Below are 24,216 nucleotides of genomic sequence, written 5' to 3' on the forward strand. Positions count from 1 at the left end.
TAGACGATCATGAACTGTACTATTATGATGCCGGTTTCCAAGGACAGCCCTTCCGCCGCCCGGGATAAGAAATTTTCAGCATTTTAGCAACATCTTTATTTTACTGAACGCCGGGACAAAAATCAATATATTCCTATCGACTTGATAGGGTTTTCTTTGCATAGCACCCAAAAAAAAAACAGCATGCCAAAGTTGTTCCTCCGCTTGCACCCGTACTGCTTTCCGGCTGCCTGCAAAATGAATGCCGGTTAAGACGCGTTACAGCCAAAAAAAGGCCTTCAATCCGCTTTAGGATCAAAGGCCCTTCATTTTAGCGCTCCACGCGTTACCGGTAGGCCGGTTCTTTTTCCGTCAGGCCGAGCGTCTCTGCCGTTTCAGCGTGAATTTGATGCAGCAGATCCGGGTTTTCTGCGAGCCGCACGCCATAAGAAGGAATCATTTCTTTTATTTTTGGTACCCATGCTTTTTTCCGGTCCGGGAAGCATTTTTCAATGACTTCGAGCATAACATGGACAGCAGTAGAAGCACCCGGCGAAGCACCGAGCAATGCCGCGACTGAACCGTCAGCAGCTGTTACCACCTCTGTACCGAACTGGAGCGTGCCTTTTCCGCCTGCTTCCGTATCTTTAATCACCTGGACACGCTGCCCGGCTACGACAACATCCCAGTCTTCCAATCTCGCATCCGGAATGAATTCCTGCAGTGTCTCCAGGCGTTTTTCGTCTGACAATAGAAGCTGCCCGATCAAATATTTAACAAGCGGTACATTTTTTGCCCCGGACGCAAGCATCGTTACGACATTATTCGGCTTCACAGAACCAATCAGGTCTAAATTTGACCCTGTTTTTAAAAACTTCGGCGAGAAGCCGGCAAACGGGCCGAACAGCAAACACTTTTTATGGTCAATATATCTTGTATCCAAATGCGGCACGGACATCGGCGGCGCGCCGACTTTCGCTTTGCCGTACACTTTTGCATGGTGGCGGCTAATGACTTCAGGATTGTTGCACACCATAAATAACCCGCTTACCGGAAACCCTCCAATATGTTTGGACTCCGGAATGCCGGTTTTTTGGAGCAACGGCAAGCTTCCGCCACCGGCACCGATAAAAATAAATTTCGCCGTATGGTATTCGATCCTGTTGTGCTCAATATCATGCACTTTCACTTCCCAGTTTCCTTCCGGAGTGCGTTTAATATCCTGAACGGCATGCTTGTAGTTGATTTCGACATTTTGGCGTTGCAAATGATCAAACAGCATGCGGGTCAAGGCGCCGAAGTTGACGTCCGTCCCTGCATCGCTTTTTGTCGCCGCTACCGGTTCATTGGACTTCCTGCCTTCCATCACAAGCGGAATCCATTCCTTTAATTGCCCGGGATCGTCGGAAAACGCCATTCCTTCAAAAAGCGGATGGGCTGACAGCGCTTTAAATCGCTTTTTTAGAAAAGCAACGTTCTCCTCCCCTTCTACGAGGCTCATATGCGGGATCGGCCGGATAAAGTCCTGCGGATTGCGGATCAGCCCCTTGCTGACCAGGTAGGACCAGAACTGCCTTGAAAGCTGGAATTGTTCATTTACATTTACAGCTTTTGTAATATCTATTGAGCCGTCCGGTTTTTCAGGCGTATAATTCAGCTCACATAATGCCGAGTGCCCGGTCCCCGCATTGTTCCATTCATTCGAACTTTCTTCCCCCGGTTTTGCCAGCTTCTCATATACGGTGATTTCCCAATCCGGGGTCAGTTCTTTCAGCAAGGTGCCCAGCGTTGCGCTCATAATGCCGGCACCAATTAAGATGACGTCTGTCTTTCCCTGTCTGATGCTCATGATTACCTTCTCCTTATCCCTGTATTTGCTAATATTATTCCGGACACACTGCCTCTTTTTCAGAACAAGGCAGTCCCCGGGAAAACGCTTTACAAGTCTTAATATCATAATATCATATTTTATGATAATTCTTTAGAATAATGATACACAATTTGACAATGGAAATATCAGGAAACCTTTTTATTTGCTGAATGATTCATTCTTCATTTTGCTTAAAAATATAATATAATGAATCTTGTAAATAGAAATTTTACTGGTATATTTCTTGCATTTGCCAAAGGGGGATGCCAGGAGATATTTTTCACGGATTGAAGACGGAATTTTCATTTTACAAAGGGGGAAGACAAATTGGCACAAACAACCGGACGCACATCCAGACATGTGACTGCTAACATCTTTAAAGGATCACTTGGCAATCTGATCGAATGGTATGATTGGTATGTTTATTCTGCGTTTGCGGTTTATTTTTCATCAGAGTTTTTTCCGGAGGGGAACCAAACTGTCCAGTTATTGAATACAGCCGGGATTTTTGCCATTGGTTTTCTGATGCGGCCGCTCGGGAGCCTGATCATGGGCCGGTATGCAGACCGGTACGGCCGCCGGGCTGCACTGACCTTCCATCTTCTAAAAATTTGTTTTCGAACTCCCCTTGTTTTCCTGCACGAAATAACCAAACAGTCATTATGTAACTCCTTTCTTTGACGTAGCATAATAATTTTCTTGATAATAAAAGAAAACGTCAGTCACCTCTAAAAAAATTTCTAGAAATGACTGACACTGATGCACTTAAACTTCATATTCACTTTTAGACTCCGCAACCTGCAGCGTATTCCAATCTCTTACTTCAGTATGCTCCGCCATTAACTCTGCTTGTCGCATAACTGTGTCCAATGCTTTTTTCGCTTGTTCTGGTGGGTAATCGTATTTCTTCAATAGTCGCTTAATAATTCTCCTCATTCCTGCACGGGCGCTTTTTCGAACATGCCAGTCAATGGTCATGTTCCGTCTAATTGCTTGAGTCAGTTCATTGGCGATTTTACGTAAGACGTCATCTTCCATTAACTCTTTAACTATAGACTCAGATGTTAAAGCATCGTAAAAGGCAATTTCATCTTCATTTAAACCGAGATCTTTTTCTTCTTCTCGTTCTTTTTTCATGTCCTTTGCCATTTGAATTAGTTCTTCGATTACTTCGGCGTTTGTAATGGCTTGGTTTTTATATTTGTTCAGCGACTGTTTCAGTTTTTCCGAGTATTTTTGGGATTTGACAAGGTTGCGTCTTTCCATTGTTTTGATGTTGCCTTCCAGCAATTTTTTAAGCATTTCAAGGGCTAAATTTTTATATTCATATGAACGTACTTCTTCGAGAAATTCTTCTGATAATATGGATACATCCGGATGTTTCAATCCCATTACTTCAAATACATCAACTACTTCTTCTGAAATAATGGAACGTTCGAGTAATTGATTAACGCGTGCTTCGATTTCTTTTTTCGTCTTCCGCTTCGGCTGTTTTTCTTGAAGTTTATTAAGGCTTGCCTTAACTGCTTTAAAATAACTGACTTCAAGAGCTGCTGCTTTTCCTTCATCCGTCGCTGCACATAGTGAATGCGCCTTCGCTAGCTCGGTTGCCGTCTTTTTGAATTCATTTTGTTCCTTTTCACTCTTACCAAAAATGACATTCATTCCGCCCGTGATGGCTCGAATACGAGCTGCTTGGGATGAACCCATATAAGCCGAATAATCAAACCCATGCATCATATCTTGCAGGATTTCAAGTTTTTCTTTCATAACAGCGACAGCAGCTGATGTATCGATACCCGTTGTTTTCTTATCACTTTCGGTATATTGATTTAAAGCTTTCTTTAAGTTTTCTAATATTCCAATATAATCGACAACCACACCACCTGGTTTATCTTTAAATACACGGTTTACCCGTGCGATTGCCTGCATGAGGTTATGACCCTTCATCGGTTTATCGATGTACATCGTATGCATCGAAGGTACGTCAAATCCGGTCAGCCACATATCACGTACAATGACGATTTTTAGTTCATCACTATTGTCTTTCATTCTTTTTGCCAATAAATCCCGCCGTTTTTTTCCACCAATATGCGGCTGTAAGAAATCATCATCCCCAGCACTCCCTGTCATGACGACTTTAATTTTACCTTTATCGTCATCATCGGAATGCCAGTCTGGACGTAATTTGACAATTTCGTTATAAAGTGCGACACAAATACGACGGCTCATGCAAACAATCATTGCTTTTCCGTCAATTGCTTTTGCCTTTTCTTCGTAATGATGAACAATATCTTTGGCTAATTGTTTGATCCGGTTAGGTGAACCGACGATGGCTTCAAGCCTCGACCATTTGGACTTGTATTTTTCACGTACTGATTCTTCCTGATCTTCGGTAATCTCTTCAAATTCCTCATCGATCTTCGCTAATTCTTCTTCATTGGCTTCCAAGCGGATAATACGGTTTTCATAATAAATTTTAACCGTTGCTTTGTCTTCAACTGCTCGCGTCATATCATAAATGTCAATATAATTACCGAAAACAGCGGGCGTTGACTTATCTTCTAGCTCAATCGGTGTTCCTGTAAAACCGATAAAGGAAGCATTCGGAAGTGCATCACGAAGATATTTTGCATATCCATATTTCACTTCGCCTGTTTTCGTATCTGTCTTTGCAGAAAAACCATATTGACTGCGATGAGCTTCATCCGCAATAACAATCACATTTTTACGATCGGTTAAAACCGGCATTTCGCCTTCTTCCGGTTTGAACTTTTGAATCGTTGTAAAAATAATACCGCCTGATTCCCGGTCATTTAGAAGATCATATAATCCGTTTATCTCTTTGGATTTTTCGTTGGCTTGTTGTTTTTTCTGTTCTTCATTCAATTTGCGGACATCTGCTTGTTTCGGTGTTTGTCTTAAGATATCCTTTGATTTTAAAAACGTCGAAAATAACTGGTCATCTAAATCGTTGCGGTCGGTAATCACCACAATGGTTGGATTATTCAGTTCTTTGACAAGCTGTGCTGTATAAAAAACCATCGAAAAACTTTTACCCGAACCTTGTGTATGCCATATAACACCGATTTTACGGTCTCCATTCTCACTGGTCGCTATTTTTGTCTTTTCCACCGCTTTTTTTACCGCAAAATATTGGTGATAGGCAGCGAGAATTTTGGCAATCGTTTTTCTTTCGCCGATTTTCTTCCCATTTTCATCCCGTTCTTCTTCTTTGGATTCCTGAAAGAGAATAAAGTTTTCAATAATATCAATAAGCCGGTCTTTTGCCAGCATCCCTCTTAACAACACTTCATATTGCGGCACTTCAAGTGGTTCAATGTTTTCCCCATCCACCGTCCGCCAATTCATAAAACGTTCTTGACTTGCAGTAATCGTTCCCGATTTCGCATTAATTCCATCGGATAACATACAAAACGCATTGTAGTAAAATAAAGATGGAATATCACGTTTATACGTTTGAATTTGTGCATAGGCATTATCGATACTCACATTTTCATCAGATGCTGATTTTAATTCGATAACGACGAATGGGATGCCATTGATAAAAATAACTAAATCCGGGCGGCGTTCTTCTTTTTCAACGACCGTAAACTGATTCACTACCAAAAAATCATTATTAGCTGGTTCTTCAAAATCAATCAAGAATGCCTTCATGGAACGGCTAAGACCATCTTGATGAAACGACACATCAATGCCTTCAGTGATTAATTTGTGAAAATGACGGTTGTTTTCTTCTAAGATTGGACTATTAAAAGCTATAATTTGCCGAAACGCTTCTTCTATTGCTTCCTGTGGCAAATGGCGATTATGTTTAAACAAAGCATCTTTTACACGTTCTTCTAAAATAACTGTACGATAATCTTTGCGTTCCGGTCTTTCCCCATCACAACTAATGTCCGGACCAAAGACATAGTCATAGCCAAGTTCCTGAAGAATTTCTATAGCTGCTTCTTCCAGCTTATCTTCCGTAAAATTTTCAAAAAAACTCATTCTCCTCTCTCCTTTCGCAATCGGAACCATCTCCATTAACTCTGTTCTACTAAATTTTCATTATCCAGCGGGACACGAATTTCTCCGGACATTAATTTGGGTAATAGAATATCACGAACAGCTTTTAATTTTTTTGACTCAATTTTTAAGTTAATTATGTCATTAATTATGGTACCTAGTATCTCATTAGCCTTTTCATATACATTCGAAGTAGGAATTAACACTTTAGAATCTGTAAGATCTTTTCGTTTTATATGACCCATAGTTGTAGCCTTACTATTTGCTATATTAATGAATCTATCTAAATGTCTTTTAATCCAAAAGTAATAAAACCATTTATTATATTTTTGTGAAGTAACTTTAAATAAATGTTGATTCAGCCCACACTTTCCACCACACCAAATATCTATCATTAAAGTACCTGACCATGAAAAAATAATATCGCCATCATTGATAATATATTTGTCTTCAATATTCGCTGAACATCTATCACTATTTATATCTGGTTCACCGTTTCTTAATTCCTTTATCTTTAAAACAGGAAGAGATAATTCATCTTCTTTTGGTATATATTTTTGCATAGGTAATCCATTAAGGTAATCTGCAATTTTATCTAAACTTGAAACTTCCCACCCCTTCGGTATCATCCCCAACTCACTCTCAACCATTTCCCCGCCACTTGATTTGTAAGGCTTGCCATTTTCATTTGGAAATTCAAAATCTACAAACCAATGTTTAAACAATGCTTGTGCCATTTCTTCAAGCTTTTCGTTGATTTGATTGTTGGTTTCAATTTTTTCGTCTAAGGTTGAAAGAATGTTTGCGATTGCCTTTTGTTCTTCTAACTTTGGTAAATCTATTTCTAATCCACCAATTACGCTTGGTTTAATTGAAGGGTATGCTGATGTACTTGTCTCAGCAATTGATTGCAAATAATTTACTATTGAGTCCTGAGTTAAATACCAATATAAATATTCTGGATTCACTTTCTTTAAATTAGGTGATAATACTGCGAATCCTGTAGAAACTATTAAATTTTCTATCTCTTTTCTAATAATTCCATAATGTCTTTGATTAGGTCTAACAGTAGAAATCAAAATATCATTTACCTTAACTTTTCTCTTAGCTCGACTAGGGAGCTTGTCTTTTCCGACAATTAATTTTTGTATTTCATTAATTGTACCTCTTGTTAAATTAGAAGTATCAAGGTAATAAATATATTTTATATCATCACTTTTTGATATATTTTCTGAGTTTATTTCACACAATTCTTCAATTTTATACTTCATACCCAATCCCCCCTAGATTCTTTCTAATCTCTTCTTCCAGTTGGTGGGATTTTTCAAATAGTTCTCTTAATTCACTGGTGAGGGTTTCCATTTTTTCTTCAAATGGTATACCATCATCCTCGACATCACTTATTCCAACATAGCGTCCGGGCGTTAAGACATAGTCATTTTGACGGACCTCTTCTAACGTCGCTGATTTACAGAATCCCTTGATGTCTTCATATTTCCCATCTGGTTTACGCCAGTTTCGGTATGTTCCAGCAATTTTTTGAATATCTTCTTCCGTTAATTCACGCAGGCGACGGTCAACCATTTTTCCTAAGTTTCTGGCATCGATAAATAGAATTTCATGTTCACGGCTTCGGTATTTAGGATGATTTTTCTTATTACGGTTTAAAATCCATAAGCTCACTGGTATTCCTGTTGAATAGAATAATTTGTCAGGCAAAGCAACAATGGCATCGACTAAATCCGCTTCAAGTATGTTTTTACGGATTTCCCCTTCATTCGATGTATTGGAACTTAACGAACCATTGGCTAATACAATACCAGCTGCGCCATTTGGTGCAAGGTGATAAATCATATGCTGTAACCATGCATAGTTGGCATTGCTCGCTGGCGGTGTGCCGAATTTCCAACGAACATCATCCACTAATTCATTTCCGCCCCAGTCACTCACATTGAATGGAGGATTGGCAAGGATGAAATCTGCTTTCAACGTTTTATGTAAATCATTATGGAATGTATCCGCATGATGTTCGCCGATATTCCCCTCTATTCCACGTATAGCAAGATTCATTTTACAAAGCTTCCAAGTCGTTGAATTGAGTTCCTGACCATAAATAGAGAGATTATCAATTTTTCCTTGATGGCGTTCAACAAACTTTTCACTTTGAACAAACATGCCGCCGCTGCCACAACAAGGGTCATAAATCCGCCCTTCATACGGTTCAATCATTTCAACCAATGTTTTGACAACACTTTGTGGCGTATAGAACTCGCCGCCCCCTTTTCCTTCTGCACTCGCAAACTTACCTAAAAAATATTCATAAACACGACCAAGTAAGTCTTTTTCTTGTTTGCTGTGCAATTTAATGGTTGAAATGAGGTCTATCAGTTCTCCTAATCGGCGTTTATCAATTTCAGGACGGGCATAACGTTTATCTAACACACCTCTGAGTGTCGGGTTTTCTTTTTCAATTTCGATCATCGCTTCATCAATATATTGACCGATTTTCGGGTCTTTCGCATGATCCCTAATAAATTCCCATCGTGATTTCTTCGGAACCCAGAAAATATTTTCGGCTGTATATTCATCACGATCTTCTTCAAAACCTTCTCCTTCTTCAACTAACTCGTTATACTTCATTTCAAACTTATCAGAAATGTATTTTAAGAAAATCAATCCTAAGACTACGTGTTTATATTCGGATGCATCCATGCTTCCACGTAATTTGTCAGCAGATTTCCAAAGTGTTTCTTCGAATCCAATCTTTGCTGTTTCCATCATGAAGTCTCCTTTAATTCTAGTAATTAAAATCATCTAATACTTCGAATAATTCGCTTTCAAATTCATCTTGTTCTGGGCCTGTTGACACCCAATCTGGTAACACTTCTAAATAATGCGCTAAAGCTTCTATTGTTTTATGGAAAACCGGTTCATGCTGTGCCTTATCTAAAAGTTCAAGAACCAATTTAAATGTGTCGAGATAAGGTTGATGTTCAGCACGATTAAGCATGTTCCGAAATTTTTCGATTAATTTGGCTTTTTCAATATCGTGTTCTATTTGATTCAATTCCTCTTTGTCATAAACCGGCACTTCAACAAGATCATTTTCTTCCCCAATGAGGAACTGTTCTTCATATTTCGTGATAATAGGCTGTAAATCCCGTTTTAATTTTTCTTTTTGAATCTCCAGTTTATCCAAATCAGTTAATTCTTTCGAAAAGTATTTAGCGTCTATGCCAAAAATTTGTTCCAACGTAGGTAAATGTTTTTTGGAGATCTTTTGCTTTCTTTTAATCCAAAGATTAATATTTTGCTTTTTAATTCCAAGCTTTTCGGCCAGTTCAATTTGCTGCATACCATAAAGTTCAAGGATGTATTCTAAACCTATCAATTGATCACCTGCCAAAATATTGTCTGGGTCAATATAGTTATATTGTAATAGGTAAATAGCTTCCAGTCAATCAAACATTTACTATTATTGTGTTTTATGGGGCAAAACTGAGATGACAATACGATTTGTTAAAAACGGCCGCATAAATAGATGTGTTATAAGAAAAAATAAATTAGAAACATAAAAGGAACGCATAAAAAATAAACATATACTTCCAATTAGGATATAATATAATTACTTTATTTATAATAATTAAGCGATTAATCTGAGCATTATATTCCACACTGGGGCATTACGACAGAGCTCAATCTGCAGAATATATTGCCATGCATTTACGATATTCAGGAGTAACTGAGCAAATTTTCACAGATGTAGCTTTAGATGAAATCCATCGTTTTTCCGGGGGAGCCGCAAGGATCATCAACAAGATTTGTACCCACTGTCTACTTTACGGAGCACAAAACAGGCATCGAATCATTGACGATCATATGGTAAAACGTGTGATTGAAGGGGAACTTTCGTGAAATGACAATGATTTAAATTTAAGTATTAAACTCATAGGGGAAGCCACAATAAAGCGCAAACTGGCTTCCCCCTTAATTGACAACAATTCCGTCAATTTCTGGACAAATAACACCGTCAATTTCCTGCCATTTTGGGGCGCCAGTAACAACAGACATCAAGAGAAAATCAAAAACAGCTACTTCAGTTATTGATCGATAAAATTTCAATTAAACAAACAGGAAAATCAAGAACCATTAAAAACATTGAACTTGAATTCGATTTTACAGAAGTCAACATATCTAAAACCTTTATACTTATCCACATGTTGTATCGTGAAGCGGATAATGAAACTGATTATCCACAGCCAATACCCGCTTCCGACAATAAAATTCCACCTTATCTTCAACAATTTTTGCCTCTATTTATGATACGGTTCCCCCCGGATAATCCGGAAGGCGCGGTAAATTTGTTCGACTAAAATGAGCCGCATGAGCTGGTGGGGGAAGGTCATTTTCGAAAAAGAGAGGCTTTCATTGCCGCGCTTGAGAACGGCTTGGCTTAAGCCGAGGCTGCCGCCGATTACAAAGGCAACTTTGCTTTTGCCGTATGTCGCCAGACGGTCGAGGGAACCGGCCAGTTCTTCTGACGATTTCATTTTCCCATCTATCGCCAGGTTGATCACATAGGTGTCCGGGCTGATTTTTGCAAGGATCCGCTCGCCTTCCTTCTGCTTTACCAACTCCATTTCCGCTGGACTCAGCATTTCGGGCGCTTTTTCATCCGGTACTTCGATGATTTCAACTTTTGCGTAAGCGGAAAGCCGTTTTAAATATTCCTGAATGCCCTGCTTCAAATACTTTTCTTTCAATTTTCCCACTGTAACGATAGAGATATTCACAACTTACACCCACCTTACCCACAAGCTATTGACAAGAGTTATCCACATATCCACAGAAACTATCCACATTTTGTGTGGGAATAACCGTTCCATACAAGATATATTTCACCATTTTTCGCTATTCACAGCCTGTTTATAACCTTCTTTTCGAGCAATTTCCACAAATATCCACCCGTATAAAAATTTTTTTCAACAAAATGTTCATTTCCGCTGCGGTCCGCAGCACGCTTTGCCCTGTTGATAACTGAATGCCGCAAAAAAAAGGAAGGAAAAGCTTTCCGCCTTTCCTCCGCAGTTTGTTAATTGCTTCCCGAAGCGGTCCCGAGCGTTAATGTGAATGTTTTCGGCTGGCCGTTCCGGTATACCGACACTTTCACCTTATCACCGGGCTGTTTATGCTCATACAGGAATTTCCTTAATTCCACGATGTTGTCTATCTTTTGATCGTCCAGTTTGTAAATGACGTCAAATTCTTTCAAACCGGCTTTACTTGCAGGGGACCCGTTTTCAACAGAGCCGATCACAACGCCGGTCGTCACATTGGCGGGCAATTTTAACGTTTCCTTCTGTTGGTAAGCCGAGATATCCGAGACGTTTACAATCCCGACACCCAATGCCGGCCGGGTAATTTTCCCTTTTGTCTCCAACTGATGGATGACCGGTTTTGCAGAATTAATTGGAATCGAAAATCCAATGCCTTCAACCGACTCATTTGAAATCTTCATGGAGTTAATCCCGACAACCTGGCCGGAAATATTGACTAAAGCACCACCGCTGTTGCCGGGGTTGATCGCAGCATCGGTTTGAATGACTTCTTCCTGCCAGTCTTCCGTTCCATCTTCATCGATATCCACCGGAACAGTCCGGTTTAACCCGGAAACAATCCCTTCTGTGACAGATCCGGCAAATTCTTCACCAAGCGGGTTGCCAATCGCAATGACAGTTTCTCCAAGTTTTAATGCATCCGAATCACCGAATTGGGCAACGGTTGTCACATTGCTGCCGTCTATTTGAAGAACGGCCAGATCCGTATACTTATCGCTGCCGACAAGTTTGGCAGAAAGCTTTTTCCCGTTCGATAAGGTCACTTCCAGCGCATTTGCCCCTTCAATCACATGGTAATTGGTGACGACATAAGCTTTATCACCGGCTTTTTTGTAAATAATCCCGGAACCGGATCCGGCTTCCTGGGAAGAAGAAGATTTTGAGTCCTGTCCAAACATATCATCAGACCAAATACTTTGCTTTTGAATGTTTGAGACCCCGACAACCGCTTTCTCCGTCTTTTCCACTGCTTTTGTAATATCGGTTGTCACTTTTAACGAGACGGTTTTCGTTGTTTTCGGCGTTGATGGGTTTGTATTTGCCACAGAATTCGAATCTACCGCAGCGGAATCCGGGTTCGTTTTTCCAAAAATACTTGGAAAAAGAAGGGCTACCACAAGCGCCCCCACAATTACGCCAATCAGCCCGGAAAGAAAATAGCCGAACCTTCCGCCGCCCCGCCTGCTTTCTTTTCCACGCCGTTGGCCGTCCTGATCATCATAATATCCCATTGCGCACACCCTTTCTGTACTGATGAGGAAAATTGAAGTTTGGTGAAGGAGCTCTTTTTTGCCCATTCTGATTCCATTATAATGGTTGAAATTAAAAATTACTAAAAATCAAGCGTCAAAATAAAAAGAAATCTATCCCGCCTGCCGGTAAAACAGCTGCCCCGGCGGTTGGGGGGAGTCCGCAGCGACAGATTCTTCCGCCGGATCGCCGCGGTTAAACAGCCGTTAAGGCCGTTGGAATTTTCGGATCCGTATCATATAATGAAAAAGTTTCACCAACAGCCAGGCCCTGTTCCTGGAGCGTTTGGGAAACCGCCAGCCGTGCGAGGTCTTTCATATTGTTATCTTTGCTTAAATGGGCAAGGTATATTCGTTTTGTCCGGTCCCCGATCACTTCGCTCATCGCAAGTGCAGCATCTTCATTCGACACATGCCCGACATCGCTCAAAATGCGCTGTTTGACACTCCATGGATACCTTCCCATCCGGAGCATTTCCACATCGTGGTTGCTTTCAAAAACAAAAATATCCGCGTTGGAAATCGTTCCTTTCATCCGGTCGCTGACATAACCCGTATCCGTAATGATGACCAATTTTTTGCCGCCTTCATGAAAAATATAAAACATCGGCTGGGCGGCATCGTGGGAAACGCCGAACGACTCAATCTCAAGGCTTCCGAACGATTGGACAGATTCCATCCCGAATGAAAACTTCAAATCTGTTGGAATCTCTCCAATCATGCCTTCCATCGCCGACCATGTTTTGTCATTTGCATAAACCGGGAGCTGGTATTTCCGCGCCAGCACTCCGATTCCTTTAATATGGTCACTGTGTTCATGCGTAACAAGGATTCCGCTTAAATCGGCAATATTGCGGCCGATCTGCCCAAAAAGTTGTTCCATTTGCCTGCCGCTTAAACCTGCATCCACTAAAAAAGCATGCTGCTCCGTCTCCACATAGATCGCATTTCCCGTGCTTCCGCTCGCAAGTACACTAAATTGCATCCCCATCGTATCCTCTCCAAAATTATTGTGCATTTTCCATTTCGTTGACCTGGCCTTCAAATGCATTGATAAATAATTGCTCTGTTTCATTCCCGTGTTTTACCGTAAAATGCCATGTCGGCACAAGCACCTGGAGTTCGGGCACCCTCGTATAGTAACCGAGTTCCGCCTTCGTCACTTTGCTGTTCGGTTTCAGCGTCCCTTTCTTATATAAGGCCTCCACCGCCTTTACCGCCGACAGCGTCTCTTCTTCTTCCCGGTAGATTTTAATATTGGTCAAATACGTCTGGTCATAGGAAATGATTTCATTCCGGTCATTTAAATACACGGTCAGTTTCGCGTTCTTATTATTAAAAATCATTTTTCCGTTATATGTCTCATAAAAGACGGCCTGATTCAAGTCTTTATCATAGTTCCACAGTTTATAACGGCTGCCGTAGAGCATATTTTCCTGGATAACCGCCTCCAGCTGGTCCGTTTTGATTTTTGTACCCAGTTTCACCGGCTTATCAAAAACGGAACTGAGTTTCTGCCCGTTCACGATTTCCGCCTGCTGGTTTTTCAATTTTTTCAAGTCCTTTGCGGTAAATACTTTTTCTTCCGCGCTGATATACGGCCGTTTTGCCTTTCCTTTCGGCAGATCGACAAACGTAATATTTGCAGCCTTTAAGCTTTGTTCCGCTGTCGGGCTGCCAATGACTTCATACTGATTTTTGACATATTTGAAATACAACTGGCAGGAAAGGTAAATATCAAGCACCAGGAAAACAAGAATAAAGATTGTTTTCGTTTTACTCCAGTCCATCTTCATCCCCCCCTGCCATTTTCCATACTCCGTTATAGCAATAATACCAGGCCGGCTGCAGCGAAAGGATATCATCACTGTCTTTTTGCAAACGGTACCCGACTGCAATATCTCTCACCTTGTTCATTTGAACGGAAGGATTTGTCTGCAAGCCGGCGATTACATCTTGAGCCGGGGGGAGTTTAACAACAGCCGGTTTTAACGACAGGTTGAGCGACAGGTTGAAATACGGGCGGACATATTTGTAAATTTCCGTTCGGCCCAGGTATTCCCGGATCTCCGCCATGCCGTCATCGTTAAAAACAGGATAGCCGTCTTTAAAAAGCCGGAACGTGACTTCATTTTTCCGCTCATTGATTTCGAAATACTGGTACTGGTCCGTCCAGCCGCTGTGCTGGTTAATAAAATCAATGGCCCGCGTCAGCAGATGGTTCGGGTCGGAGCTGTACCGGATGTCTTCGCCGGGATTGACGAAGGTTAAGACTTTATTGGATTCGTCTGTCCGCAACAGACTGATACCGTTTGTATATTCCCCCGCCACTTTCTTTACAAAGTTTGGATCAGCAAACAGCGCTTTTTTAAATTTATCAATTTCAATATCGGTTGTCGCATATTTATACTGGTTCACCACCGGATTTCCGGCAGGCAGGTAGATTCTTCTCGGGCCGGAAAGGGCAAAGGCAGTATACGGCTTGTACAAAGATTTGTTGTCGTTCAGTTTTGAGATGAACACCTGAATGGATTTTTGATCTGTGCTTGCCTCATATACTTTATTGGACGCCGTTGAAATAAAATAAACATGGTTTAAGTTTTTGGTTCCTTTGTTTAATTCGATCACAATATGGTCAAAATCGGCATCCGGCACTTTTTTATTGGCAAAGTTCAGGACCGATTGATAGACACTGAACGGGACAGGGGCCGGAAAGTCCAATTCAATCCTGTTTTTTCCGTACATTAAATTATACAGGTCTTTTTTTTGCAACAGGCGGGAACTGCTCATATCAAATGTCCATGTTCGAAGCAGATTCATCACCCGTGAAATTTCCCTGTCATGAACCGTGCCGGTTGTCCCGTCATCCTCATGGTAAAGCAATTTGTCAGGGAGGATGATGCCGGGCACCTTTTTTTCCTTCGCAATCGCGATATTGTCCAGATCTTTTAAATTGAGCCAGTCATAATTCGGCTGGTTGTTCCAGATCAGCCATGTTAACAACAAGCTCAGAAGCACGAGCAACGTCAATATGATGGTTTTTACTTTTTCAAGACTCATAGCCACTCATCCTCTTGTGCCGGTTCGTAGGGAAGAGTAAAGTAAATGGTCGTTCCTTTTCCTTCTTTACTGCTTGCCCAAATGCTTCCGCCGTGCATTTCCACTATTTCTTTTGCAATTGCAAGGCCGAGCCCTGTTCCGCCGAGTTTGCGGCTGCGTGCTTTATCAACGCGGTAAAAGCGCTCAAAAATTTTCTTTACGCTTTCTTTCGGGATGCCTACGCCCTGGTCGGAAATGCTGACTTCAATTTTTTCGTTCAGTTCCCTCAGCTTAAACGTAATCTGGCCACCTTCAGGGGAGTATTTCAATGCATTGGATATAATATTGTACAACACCTGGGTCATTTTATCTTCATCGATTTCCACAAAAATTTCCGTATTCGGCAGTTTGCGTTTGAACGTGACATTTTGCTGCTTTGCCATTTCAAACCGGTCAATGACATAGTGGAAAAATTCCACAAAATTGACCCACTCTTTATTTAAATGTTCGTCTTTGCTGTCCATTTTTGAAAGCTTCAGCAAATCATTTACCAGCCGGATCATTCGTTCCGTTTCATTTTGCGTGACGCCTAAAAACTGCGGCGCAATTTTCTCATCTTTCCATGCCCCGTCTGTCAAAGCTTCCAAATAGCTTCTCATCGTGGTCAGCGGCGTTCTCAATTCATGGGATACATTGGCCACAAATTCGCGGCGTTCCATATCTATTTTCTCCTGCTCGGTGACATCGTGCAAAACCGTAATCAGGCCGCTAACAAAGCCGGCTTCATTTTGAATCACTGAAAAATTCGCCCGTAAAATGTATGGTTCTTCCTCCGTACTGAAATCAAGGATGACGGAATCCTGCTCTGTCAATAAATCATCAAACCTGTGTTCATCCTCGATTTTCAATACCGATATAAGCGGCTGGGAAAGCACTGTTTCACGTGAAACATCCAGCATCTCGGCAGCCGGCTCGTTGATTAAAATAATCCGTCCTCTCCGGTCGGTCGCAATCACGCCGTCCGTCATATGGGTCAGGATGGAGTCGAGTTTTCTTCTCTCGCCTTCCATGCTGGCCTGCGCCTCCTGCAGCTTTTTGGTCATATGGTTAAACGAATAAGCGAGCTGCCCGATCTCATCATTCCCGATCACTTTGACTTTCCGGACAAAATTGCCGCGTGCCATCGCCATCGCCTGCTTGCGGATCTCCCTGAGCGGCTTTGAAATCGTGCGTGCGGTAATGACGCCAAGCAGGGCTGTAACCAGCACTGCAATAACCGTCCCCGTCATAAAAATCTGGTTAATCGCCTGCACCTGGCGGTAAACCGTTTCAATTTTGGAGACAAGGTAAATAATACCGATCATTTCGCCGTTTGCTTTAATCGGGGAAGCCAGCACCCACATTCGGTCGCCGGTCTGCTTGTCCAAATAAATCTGGTCTTCCGGCTGGCCGGTTACACGGACGCTTTTGACAATATCTTCGGTTGTTTTTTGGCCGACAATGCTCTGGTCATTCGAAGAAGTGCCCAAAATAACGCCGCTGTGCGCGTCAATCAGCCGGATTTCAGAAACATCCGTACTTTTAAAGTCACCCAGCATTTTTCTCACTTTCAGCGTAATATCCGCCGCCTGGTTCTGCTTTTTCGTCAGCAGGTCTTCAATACTGTATTCAAGCACATTGACCTGGTCGTATATCGATTTTTTAAAATTCGTCTCGAGCTGGTTTTCCAGCTTGTTGATAAAATACACCCCGATAATTTCCATCGCGACGACGATCAGCAAAATATAAATCAGGACAAACTTAAAGTGAATAGACTGGAAGAATTTCACCTTATTCATTTGGCTACTCCTGTTCAGGGTTGCGCAAATAATAACCGACACCGCGCCTTGTCACAATCCACTCGGGATGGCTCGGGTTATCCTCCACTTTTTCGCGGAGCCGTCTGACCGTGACGTCCACTGTCCGGACATCGCCGTAATAGTCATAGCCCCACACGGTCTCAAGCAGGTGCTCGCGTGTCATGACCTGCCCGATATGCTTTGCTAGATAGTGGAGCAGCTCAAATTCGCGGTGCGTCAGTTCAATCGTCTCGCCGCGTTTTGAGACGACATAAGCATCCGGATGAATGACAAGTGAACCGATTGCAATTTCATTGGATTCCTCTTCCTCACCCGGAGCCGGGGGCGTCTGCTGGTGCCGCCGCAAATTCGCTTTGACGCGGGCAATCAGTTCACGGGTGCTGAAAGGTTTTGTGACATAATCATCGGCACCGAGCTCAAGGCCGAGCACTTTATCAATTTCTGAGTCTTTTGCCGTTACCATAATGATCGGCATATTGTATTTTTTCCGCACTTCGCGGCAAACTTCCATGCCATCCCGCTTTGGCAGCATAATATCAAGGACAATTAAATCCGGCTGCACTTCTTCCACCTTTTCCAGTGCTTCCTCGCCGTCATAGGCGCAAAACACCGTATAGCCCTCTTTTGTTAAATTAAACTGCAAAATATCGGCAATCGGTTTTTCATCATCCACGATCAAGATTTTTTTGTCCATCGTCCATACTCCTTCATTTAAAATGCGCCATTTTCATTGATTGACATCTATCTACAATTTTCTGTTATCTTTATGTTCCTAAAAAATTTCATTTTCCCCGAACCATGGCGAACAGCAATGCCCCCGGAAGTCCAGAAGCATTGCTGCTCTGTATCAAGGATTCACAGGCAGCTTCCAGCAGCCATACTATTATAATTTTAACTTACTTGCATAAAAATTGTCCAATTCTACTGAAACCATGCCCCTGGTAATATCTATCAAAGGCGCCGGGAATCCGGCATGCATTCTGTTTTCCATTTTGTCTTGCCGGGCGGGCCGTATAGTATAATAAAAAAGCACTACGAGAGTCTAAGTCATCGCAGTGCTTTTTAGTAAATGGCCCGGGACGGAATCGAACCGCCGACACAAGGATTTTCAGTCCTTTGCTCTACCGACTGAGCTACCGGGCCTGAACCGGGAACAAATATGTATAAGTAAAATGGCGGTCCCGACGGGAATCGAACCCGCGATCTCCTGCGTGACAGGCAGGCGTGATAACCGCTACACCACGGGACCATTGTGCATTTTGTAACAACAGAAGTAATGTTATCATATCTATCATCCATTTTGCAACACATTTCTACAAATTTTTTAAGCTAACGGGTATGGAAATTTCAGCAAACGTTCATTTTTAAGCATGGCAGCCGCAACGTGTGCCACTTTAAAATAAAATAAAAACGGCGAGAAACCCCTTTTATGGGATCACGCCGTTTTTCCGTTCTATTGGACATTCCGGGATAAAAACCGCTTTTTGTGGTGCCTGCCCGGCGTCCCTTTTTCATCGTTTTTTTCCACGTGGTTCCAGGTACGTTTCCGCCGCCGCTTTATCCGGCAGCCCAAAATCAATTCATCTGGGCTTTCCATCATACCCGCCAGACACTTTGGACCACAATCGTCTGCAGGCGGTCCGGGCCGACGGAAAACATGGAAAGGGGAACACCGGTCAGCTGGGAAATGCGCTCCAGATAATGGCGGGCATTTTCCGGGAGATCATCAAGAGAACGGCAGCCGGTTATATCTTCCGTCCAGCCCGGCAGTTCTTCGTAAACCGGTTCGCATTCGGCCAGCACTTTTAAGCTGGCCGGAAACGCTTCAAGCACTTTCCCTTTATAGCGGTAGGCGACACAAATTTTCAACGTTTCAATGCCGGTCAGTACATCGAGCAGGTTTACGGACAAGTCTGTCAGGCCGCTCACCCGGCGCGCATGGCGGACGACAACACTGTCGAACCAGCCGACACGGCGCGCTCTTCCTGTCGTTGTGCCGTATTCATGGCCGGTTTCGCGGATCCGGTCGCCGGTTTCATCCAGAAGCTCTGTCGGGAACGGACCATCGCCGACACGTGTTGTATAAGCCTTGGCAATGCCGACAACATGGTTGATTTTCGACGGGCCGACACCGGAACCGATTGTCACGCCGCCGGCAATCGGGTTGGATGATGTGACGAACGGATAAGTCCCCTGGTCAATATCGAGCATGACTCCTTGCGCCCCTTCAAAAAGGACGCGTTTGCCCGCATCAAGCGCATCGTTTAAAACAACTGACGTATCGCAGACATATTGTTTAAAGCGCTGGCCATATTCGTAATAAGGCTCCAAAATTTCTTCCAGCGTAAAGCCTTCCGTTTCATATATTTTTTCAAACAGCCGGTTTTTTTCCTCAAGATTGCGCGCCAGTTTTTCTTTAAATTCTTCGTAATCAAGCAGATCGGCTATCCGGATGCCGGTCCTTGCTGCTTTATCCATATACGCCGGGCCGATCCCTTTTTTCGTCGTGCCGATTTTATTGCTGCCTTTCCGCTCTTCTTCTGCACCGTCCAACTTGATATGGTAAGGCAGAATAACGTGCGCCCGGTTGGAGATGCGCAAGTTATCCGTTGAAATGCCCCGTCCGTTCAGGTATTCCAGTTCTTCGACGAGCGCCTTTGGATCGACAACAACCCCGTTTCCGATGACACAAATTTTGTCTTTATAAAAAATCCCTGATGGAATCAAATGCAATTTATATGTTTCCCCATTAAAACGGATGGTATGGCCCGCGTTATTCCCGCCCTGATAGCGGGACACCACTTCCGCATTTTCAGAGAGGAAGTCGGTAATTTTTCCCTTTCCTTCGTCCCCCCATTGTGTACCTACCACGACCACTGACGACATTGAGTGCACCTCCGCATATTTTACAAATCATGATTTCCATCCACCATTTTACCAGCTTAAACCGCCATCAGTCAATGTAAATCCGAACATTTATATATTTTTTCAGCGTTTTTATTCGTAAACGGCACAAAAAAAGAATCCTTTCCCTGGAAAGGAAAGGCTTCATGCGGATACTTGCTATGCCGGAACAGGCGCATCGTCAAACCGACGTTCCAGGTTTACAAATTTATTGTACTCTTTTACAAAAGCAAGCTGGACGGTGCCGACCGGGCCGTTCCGCTGCTTCGCAATAATGATTTCAATGATATTTTTATTTTCCGTGTCCTGTTCATAATAGTCTTCCCTGTACAGAAAAGCCACGATATCGGCATCCTGTTCGATGCTTCCCGATTCACGGATATCACTCATCATCGGCCGCTTATCCTGGCGCTGTTCCACGCTCCGTGAAAGCTGGGAAAGGGCAATGACCGGCACTTCAAGTTCCCGGGCCAGCGCCTTCAGCGATCTTGAAATCTCGGAAACTTCCTGCTGCCGGTTTTCACGGGAGTGGGCGCTTCCCTGAATCAGCTGCAAATAGTCGATGACCACCATGCCAAGCCCGTGCTCCTGCTTCAGGCGGCGGCATTTCGAGCGGATTTCCGTTACCCTTACCCCCGGTGTATCATCAATATAGATGCCGGAATTGGAAAGGCTTCCCATTGCCATCGTCAGTTTCCTCCAGTCTTCGTCCGTCAGCGCCCCGGTCCGGAGCCGCTGGGCATCAATATTGCCTTCCGCGCACAGCATCCGCATGACAAGCTGCTCAGCACCCATTTCAAGGCTGAAGATCGCCACATTTTCCCCTGTCTTTGTGCCGACATTTTGCGCGATATTGAGGGCAAAAGCCGTTTTCCCGACAGACGGGCGCGCCGCCACGATGATCAAGTCATTGCGCTGGAAACCGGCCGTCATCCGGTCAAGTTCGTAAAACCCTGTCGGTATCCCTGTGACGTCGCCTTTCCGGTTATGGAGCATTTCGATGTTATCGTATGTGCTGACAAGGACATCTTTAATATGTTTAAAATCGCCGGCATTTTTGCGCTGGGCCACTTCCATAATGCTGCGTTCGGCTTCATCCAGCAGTTCATCGACGTCGTCTTCCCGCGTATAGCCTTCCTGGGCAATATGGGTGGCCGTCCGGATCAGGCGCCTGAGCAAAGCTTTCTCAGCCACAATTCCGGCATAATAAGCAATATTGGCCGCTGTCGGAACGCTTGCGGCCAGTTCGCTCAAGTAAGAGAGGCCGCCTACGTCTTCAAGCTGCCGGGTGGCTGATAATTCTTCCGCCACTGTTACAAGGTCGACTGCCTTGCCGGCATCATTCAGCTTCGCAAACACCTGGAAAATTTTTTGATGGGCATTCCGGTAAAAATCCTCTGCCGTCAAAATTTCCGAAGCCGTTATAAATGCAGAAGGCTCCAAAAAAATGGCACCAAGCACTGCCTGTTCCGCCTCTATATTCTGGGGGGGAATCCGGTCTTGCAATTCATTCATTTTGAATCCTCCATTTTATCCTGAATCATCCGGTTCCGGCACCAAAACGAAGCATGCCGGGGAGAATGGCAGTTTAACCGGTAACCCGTTTGCCGTAAAAGAACCGCATACTCATTCCAAATAGAAAAAATGTGATCACGATAAAATGGACCACATTTTTCTGCACGTACTATTATTTTAACACGCGGAAAGCAAAAAGAAAGCTGGTAAAATCCGTTTCTATTCGGAAACGTGGACATTGAGCACTGCCGTTACATCATGGTGCAATTTGACTGGCACTTTCGTATAACCCAAAGTGCGGATCGCATCCGGCAGCTCTATTTTTCTTTTATCCACTTGGATCTGGAAGCTTTTTTTCAGTTGTTCGGAGATTTGCTTGCTTGTAATCGAGCCGAACAGGCGCCCGTCCTGGCCCGATTTGGCTTTGATTTCAACCGTGATGTTTTCAAGTTTCTCTTTTAGTTTTTTGGCTTCTTCCAGTTCTTCCTGCGCCAGTTTTTCTTCTTTCCGTTTTTGAGCTTCCATGTTTTTCAGATTGGCAGGCGTGGCTTCTATTGCCGCCCCGGTTTTGAACAAATAATTGTGGGCATAACCGTCCGCCACGTTTTTAATGTCTCCTTTTTTTCCTTTGCCTTTTACGTCTTTTAGGAATATAACTTTCATGATTCCTGGCTCCCTTCCATATACTCTTCTATTACTTGGATGAGCTTTTCTTCCGCCTCATCAACCGTTATATTTTTCAGCTGGGCGGCCGCATTGGAAAGGTGCCCGCCGCCGCCCAGCTTTTCCATAATGATTTGCACATTGACGCTTCCAAGCGACCTTGCGCTGATCCCCACTTCATTCTCGCTGCGCCGCCCGACGACAAAAGAAGCATCGACGCCGTTCATCGTTAAAATCGTATCGGCAGCCTGCGCAATTAAAACAGGGGAATAAAGGGTATCATTTTTCCCTTTTGCCACCGCAATGCCGTTTAGCGGAAATTTAACGGTTTCCACAAGCCGGGCGCGCTGGATATACGAACGCAAATCTTCTTTTAAAAATTTTTGCACAAGCACCGTGTCGGCGCCCTGAGCACGGAGATAGGATGCTGCATCAAACGTGCGCGAGCCTGTCCGCAATGTAAAACTTTTTGTATCCACTATTATACCAGCAAGCAGGGCCGTTGCTTCAAGCATATTGATTTTGCCGTTTTTCGGCTGGTATTCCATCAATTCGGTTACAAGTTCGGATGTCGAGGAGGCGTACGGTTCCATATAGACAAGCAGCGGATTTTTAATAAAGTCTTCCCCGCGGCGGTGATGGTCAATGACCACGACATTTTCAATCCGCCTGACGATCCGTTCATCGATAACAAGGGAAGGCTTGTGCGTATCAACAACTACAAGCAATGTATCATCCGTTGCCATTTCAAGCGCCTCATCCGGTGTAATGAAGCGGGCATACAAATCCGGATACTGTTTGATCTCCTCAAGCAGCCGCTTGACGCTTGTGTCCGTTTCACTCGGATTTAAAATAATATAGCCGTCTTTTTGGTTGATTTCCGCCACTTTCCGGATGCCGACAGCAGCACCAATAGCATCCATATCCGGAAATTTGTGGCCCAGGATCATCACCTTGTCCCTTTCCATCATGAGTTCCCGCAATGCATGGGAAATCACGCGGGCCCGGACTCTTGTCCGCTTTTCAACCGGGTTTGTTTTGCCGCCGTAAAATTTCACTTTTCCGTTCGCCTGCCGGATGGCAACCTGGTCACCACCGCGCCCGAGGGCAATGTCGAGACTCGATTGGGCAAGCTCCCCAAGTTCGGGGAGGGACGGGACACCTGCGCCAACCCCGATGCTCAAAGTCAGCGCCACGTTTTGCTTCGCTGTGGCCTCCCTGACTTCATCAAGAATCGAGAATTTATTGTCTTCCAATTCATGCAAAATCCGTTCATTAAATACCGCAATAAATTTATCAGACGAAATTCGTTTAAAAAACAGGCCGAACTCCATTGTCCATTTGTTTAAAATCGAGGTCACGAGACTGTTCAGGCTGCTGACAGACTGGTCGTCCATGCCTTGTGTCACTTCATCATAGTTGTCCAAATAAATAATGGCGATCACGGTCCGTTCATCTTCATACAACTGCTCGACTTCGGCCTGTTCCGTAATGTCGAAAAAATAAAGCAGCCGCTCTTCCAGTTTCAGGACAACCCTGTACTTCCTTTCATTCAGACTAATCGTCTCGGAATGCATTTCCTGCTTAATCAGCGGTACGAGCACTTCCGCTACATCATAAAGGGAACGCCCGACAAGCGTATCTTCATTAAAGCAGGAGGCCATGAACGGGTTTGTCCATTCTATGATGTAATCTTCATTGTACAGCATTATCCCGATCGGCATTTCCAGCAGTGCTTCTTCACCGACGCGCTTGACCCGGTAGGAAAGATTGGAAATATACCGTTCAATTTCTTCTTTCGACCGCTGTTCCACGTAAAATGCGCAGTAGAATAACGCCCCGAGCACAACAATGCCGGCTGCCGTTATCCACCAGTGGTAAAAGAAAATAATGCCGAGCAGGATTAAAGATACTGCAATTAAGCCGTATAACGGATAGCGCATTAACCGTTTATTGTAGTAAGAAGGCATACCTTCAGCTCCTATATT

The 24,216-nt window shown here is 43.6% G+C and carries 16 protein-coding genes, 2 tRNA genes and 1 pseudogene; 1 reads left to right on the forward strand and 18 read right to left on the reverse strand.

Translation table 11 applies throughout. The features are described from left to right. Positions 1–325 precede the first annotated feature (325 nt). Positions 326–1,828 (reverse strand): malate:quinone oxidoreductase, encoded by a 1,503-nt coding sequence (locus NST20_RS16025; protein ID WP_342399815.1) that lies wholly within the window; start codon positions 1,826–1,828, stop codon positions 326–328. A gap of 348 nt (positions 1,829–2,176) precedes the next feature. Here NST20_RS16025 and NST20_RS16030 point away from each other — a divergent pair. After that, a pseudogene (locus NST20_RS16030) lies at positions 2,177–2,443 on the forward strand (MFS transporter); the annotation flags it as partial. Between the two features lie 171 nt (positions 2,444–2,614). Here the strand turns inward: NST20_RS16030 and NST20_RS16035 are convergent. The 17 genes from NST20_RS16035 to NST20_RS16115 form a co-directional block, all read right to left on the reverse strand. Beyond that, positions 2,615–5,863 (reverse strand): type I restriction endonuclease subunit R, encoded by a 3,249-nt coding sequence (locus NST20_RS16035; RefSeq protein ID WP_342399816.1) that lies wholly within the window; start codon positions 5,861–5,863, stop codon positions 2,615–2,617. 35 nt (positions 5,864–5,898) lie between these two features. Next, a complete protein-coding gene (locus NST20_RS16040; RefSeq protein WP_342399817.1) occupies positions 5,899–7,152 on the reverse strand; it encodes a restriction endonuclease subunit S in 1,254 nt (417 codons plus the stop codon). Beyond that, positions 7,142–8,662: a class I SAM-dependent DNA methyltransferase gene (locus NST20_RS16045; protein WP_342399818.1), complete on the reverse strand. Its 1,521-nt coding sequence runs from the start codon at positions 8,660–8,662 to the stop codon at positions 7,142–7,144. The genes NST20_RS16040 and NST20_RS16045 overlap by 11 nt, the downstream gene beginning before the upstream one ends. A gap of 16 nt (positions 8,663–8,678) precedes the next feature. Beyond that, positions 8,679–9,272, reverse strand: coding sequence for a helix-turn-helix transcriptional regulator (locus NST20_RS16050; RefSeq protein WP_017550648.1), 594 nt, complete (start codon positions 9,270–9,272; stop codon positions 8,679–8,681). A 922-nt stretch (positions 9,273–10,194) separates the two neighbouring features. Beyond that, positions 10,195–10,674, reverse strand: a complete 480-nt coding sequence (gene rlmH, locus NST20_RS16055; protein ID WP_342399819.1) for a 23S rRNA (pseudouridine(1915)-N(3))-methyltransferase RlmH — start codon at positions 10,672–10,674, stop codon at positions 10,195–10,197. A gap of 299 nt (positions 10,675–10,973) precedes the next feature. After that, positions 10,974–12,230, reverse strand: coding sequence for a trypsin-like peptidase domain-containing protein (locus NST20_RS16060; RefSeq protein ID WP_342399820.1), 1,257 nt, complete (start codon positions 12,228–12,230; stop codon positions 10,974–10,976). Between the two features lie 214 nt (positions 12,231–12,444). After that, entirely contained in the window at positions 12,445–13,239 is a 795-nt protein-coding gene (locus tag NST20_RS16065) for an MBL fold metallo-hydrolase (RefSeq protein WP_237348733.1), read from the reverse strand. A gap of 16 nt (positions 13,240–13,255) precedes the next feature. Next, on the reverse strand, positions 13,256–14,038 hold the full coding sequence (gene yycI, locus NST20_RS16070; protein WP_013860873.1) for a two-component system regulatory protein YycI: 783 nt from the start codon (positions 14,036–14,038) through the stop codon (positions 13,256–13,258). Continuing rightward, positions 14,025–15,308, reverse strand: a complete 1,284-nt coding sequence (yycH, locus tag NST20_RS16075; protein ID WP_342399821.1) for a two-component system activity regulator YycH — start codon at positions 15,306–15,308, stop codon at positions 14,025–14,027. Before yycH ends, yycI begins: the two co-directional genes overlap by 14 nt. Further along, on the reverse strand, positions 15,305–17,125 hold the full coding sequence (gene walK, locus NST20_RS16080; protein WP_342399822.1) for a cell wall metabolism sensor histidine kinase WalK: 1,821 nt from the start codon (positions 17,123–17,125) through the stop codon (positions 15,305–15,307). The genes yycH and walK overlap by 4 nt, the downstream gene beginning before the upstream one ends. A gap of 4 nt (positions 17,126–17,129) precedes the next feature. Continuing rightward, positions 17,130–17,840, reverse strand: a complete 711-nt coding sequence (gene yycF / locus NST20_RS16085) for a response regulator YycF (RefSeq protein WP_013860876.1) — start codon at positions 17,838–17,840, stop codon at positions 17,130–17,132. 376 nt (positions 17,841–18,216) lie between these two features. Continuing rightward, a tRNA-Phe gene (locus NST20_RS16090) sits at positions 18,217–18,289 on the reverse strand. A gap of 30 nt (positions 18,290–18,319) precedes the next feature. Continuing rightward, a tRNA-Asp gene (locus NST20_RS16095) sits at positions 18,320–18,395 on the reverse strand. 347 nt (positions 18,396–18,742) lie between these two features. Continuing rightward, positions 18,743–20,032: an adenylosuccinate synthase gene (locus NST20_RS16100; protein ID WP_017550656.1), complete on the reverse strand. Its 1,290-nt coding sequence runs from the start codon at positions 20,030–20,032 to the stop codon at positions 18,743–18,745. Between the two features lie 177 nt (positions 20,033–20,209). Beyond that, entirely contained in the window at positions 20,210–21,565 is a 1,356-nt protein-coding gene (dnaB, locus tag NST20_RS16105; RefSeq protein WP_342399823.1) for a replicative DNA helicase, read from the reverse strand. Between the two features lie 219 nt (positions 21,566–21,784). Then, a complete protein-coding gene (gene rplI, locus NST20_RS16110; protein ID WP_017550659.1) occupies positions 21,785–22,228 on the reverse strand; it encodes a 50S ribosomal protein L9 in 444 nt (147 codons plus the stop codon). Continuing rightward, entirely contained in the window at positions 22,225–24,198 is a 1,974-nt protein-coding gene (locus NST20_RS16115) for a DHH family phosphoesterase (protein ID WP_342399824.1), read from the reverse strand. Before NST20_RS16115 ends, rplI begins: the two co-directional genes overlap by 4 nt. Positions 24,199–24,216 lie beyond the last annotated feature (18 nt).

Source organism: Weizmannia sp. FSL W8-0676 (genome assembly GCF_038593015.1).
GTDB classification, from domain to species: Bacteria; Bacillota; Bacilli; order Bacillales; family Bacillaceae_C; genus Weizmannia; species Weizmannia coagulans.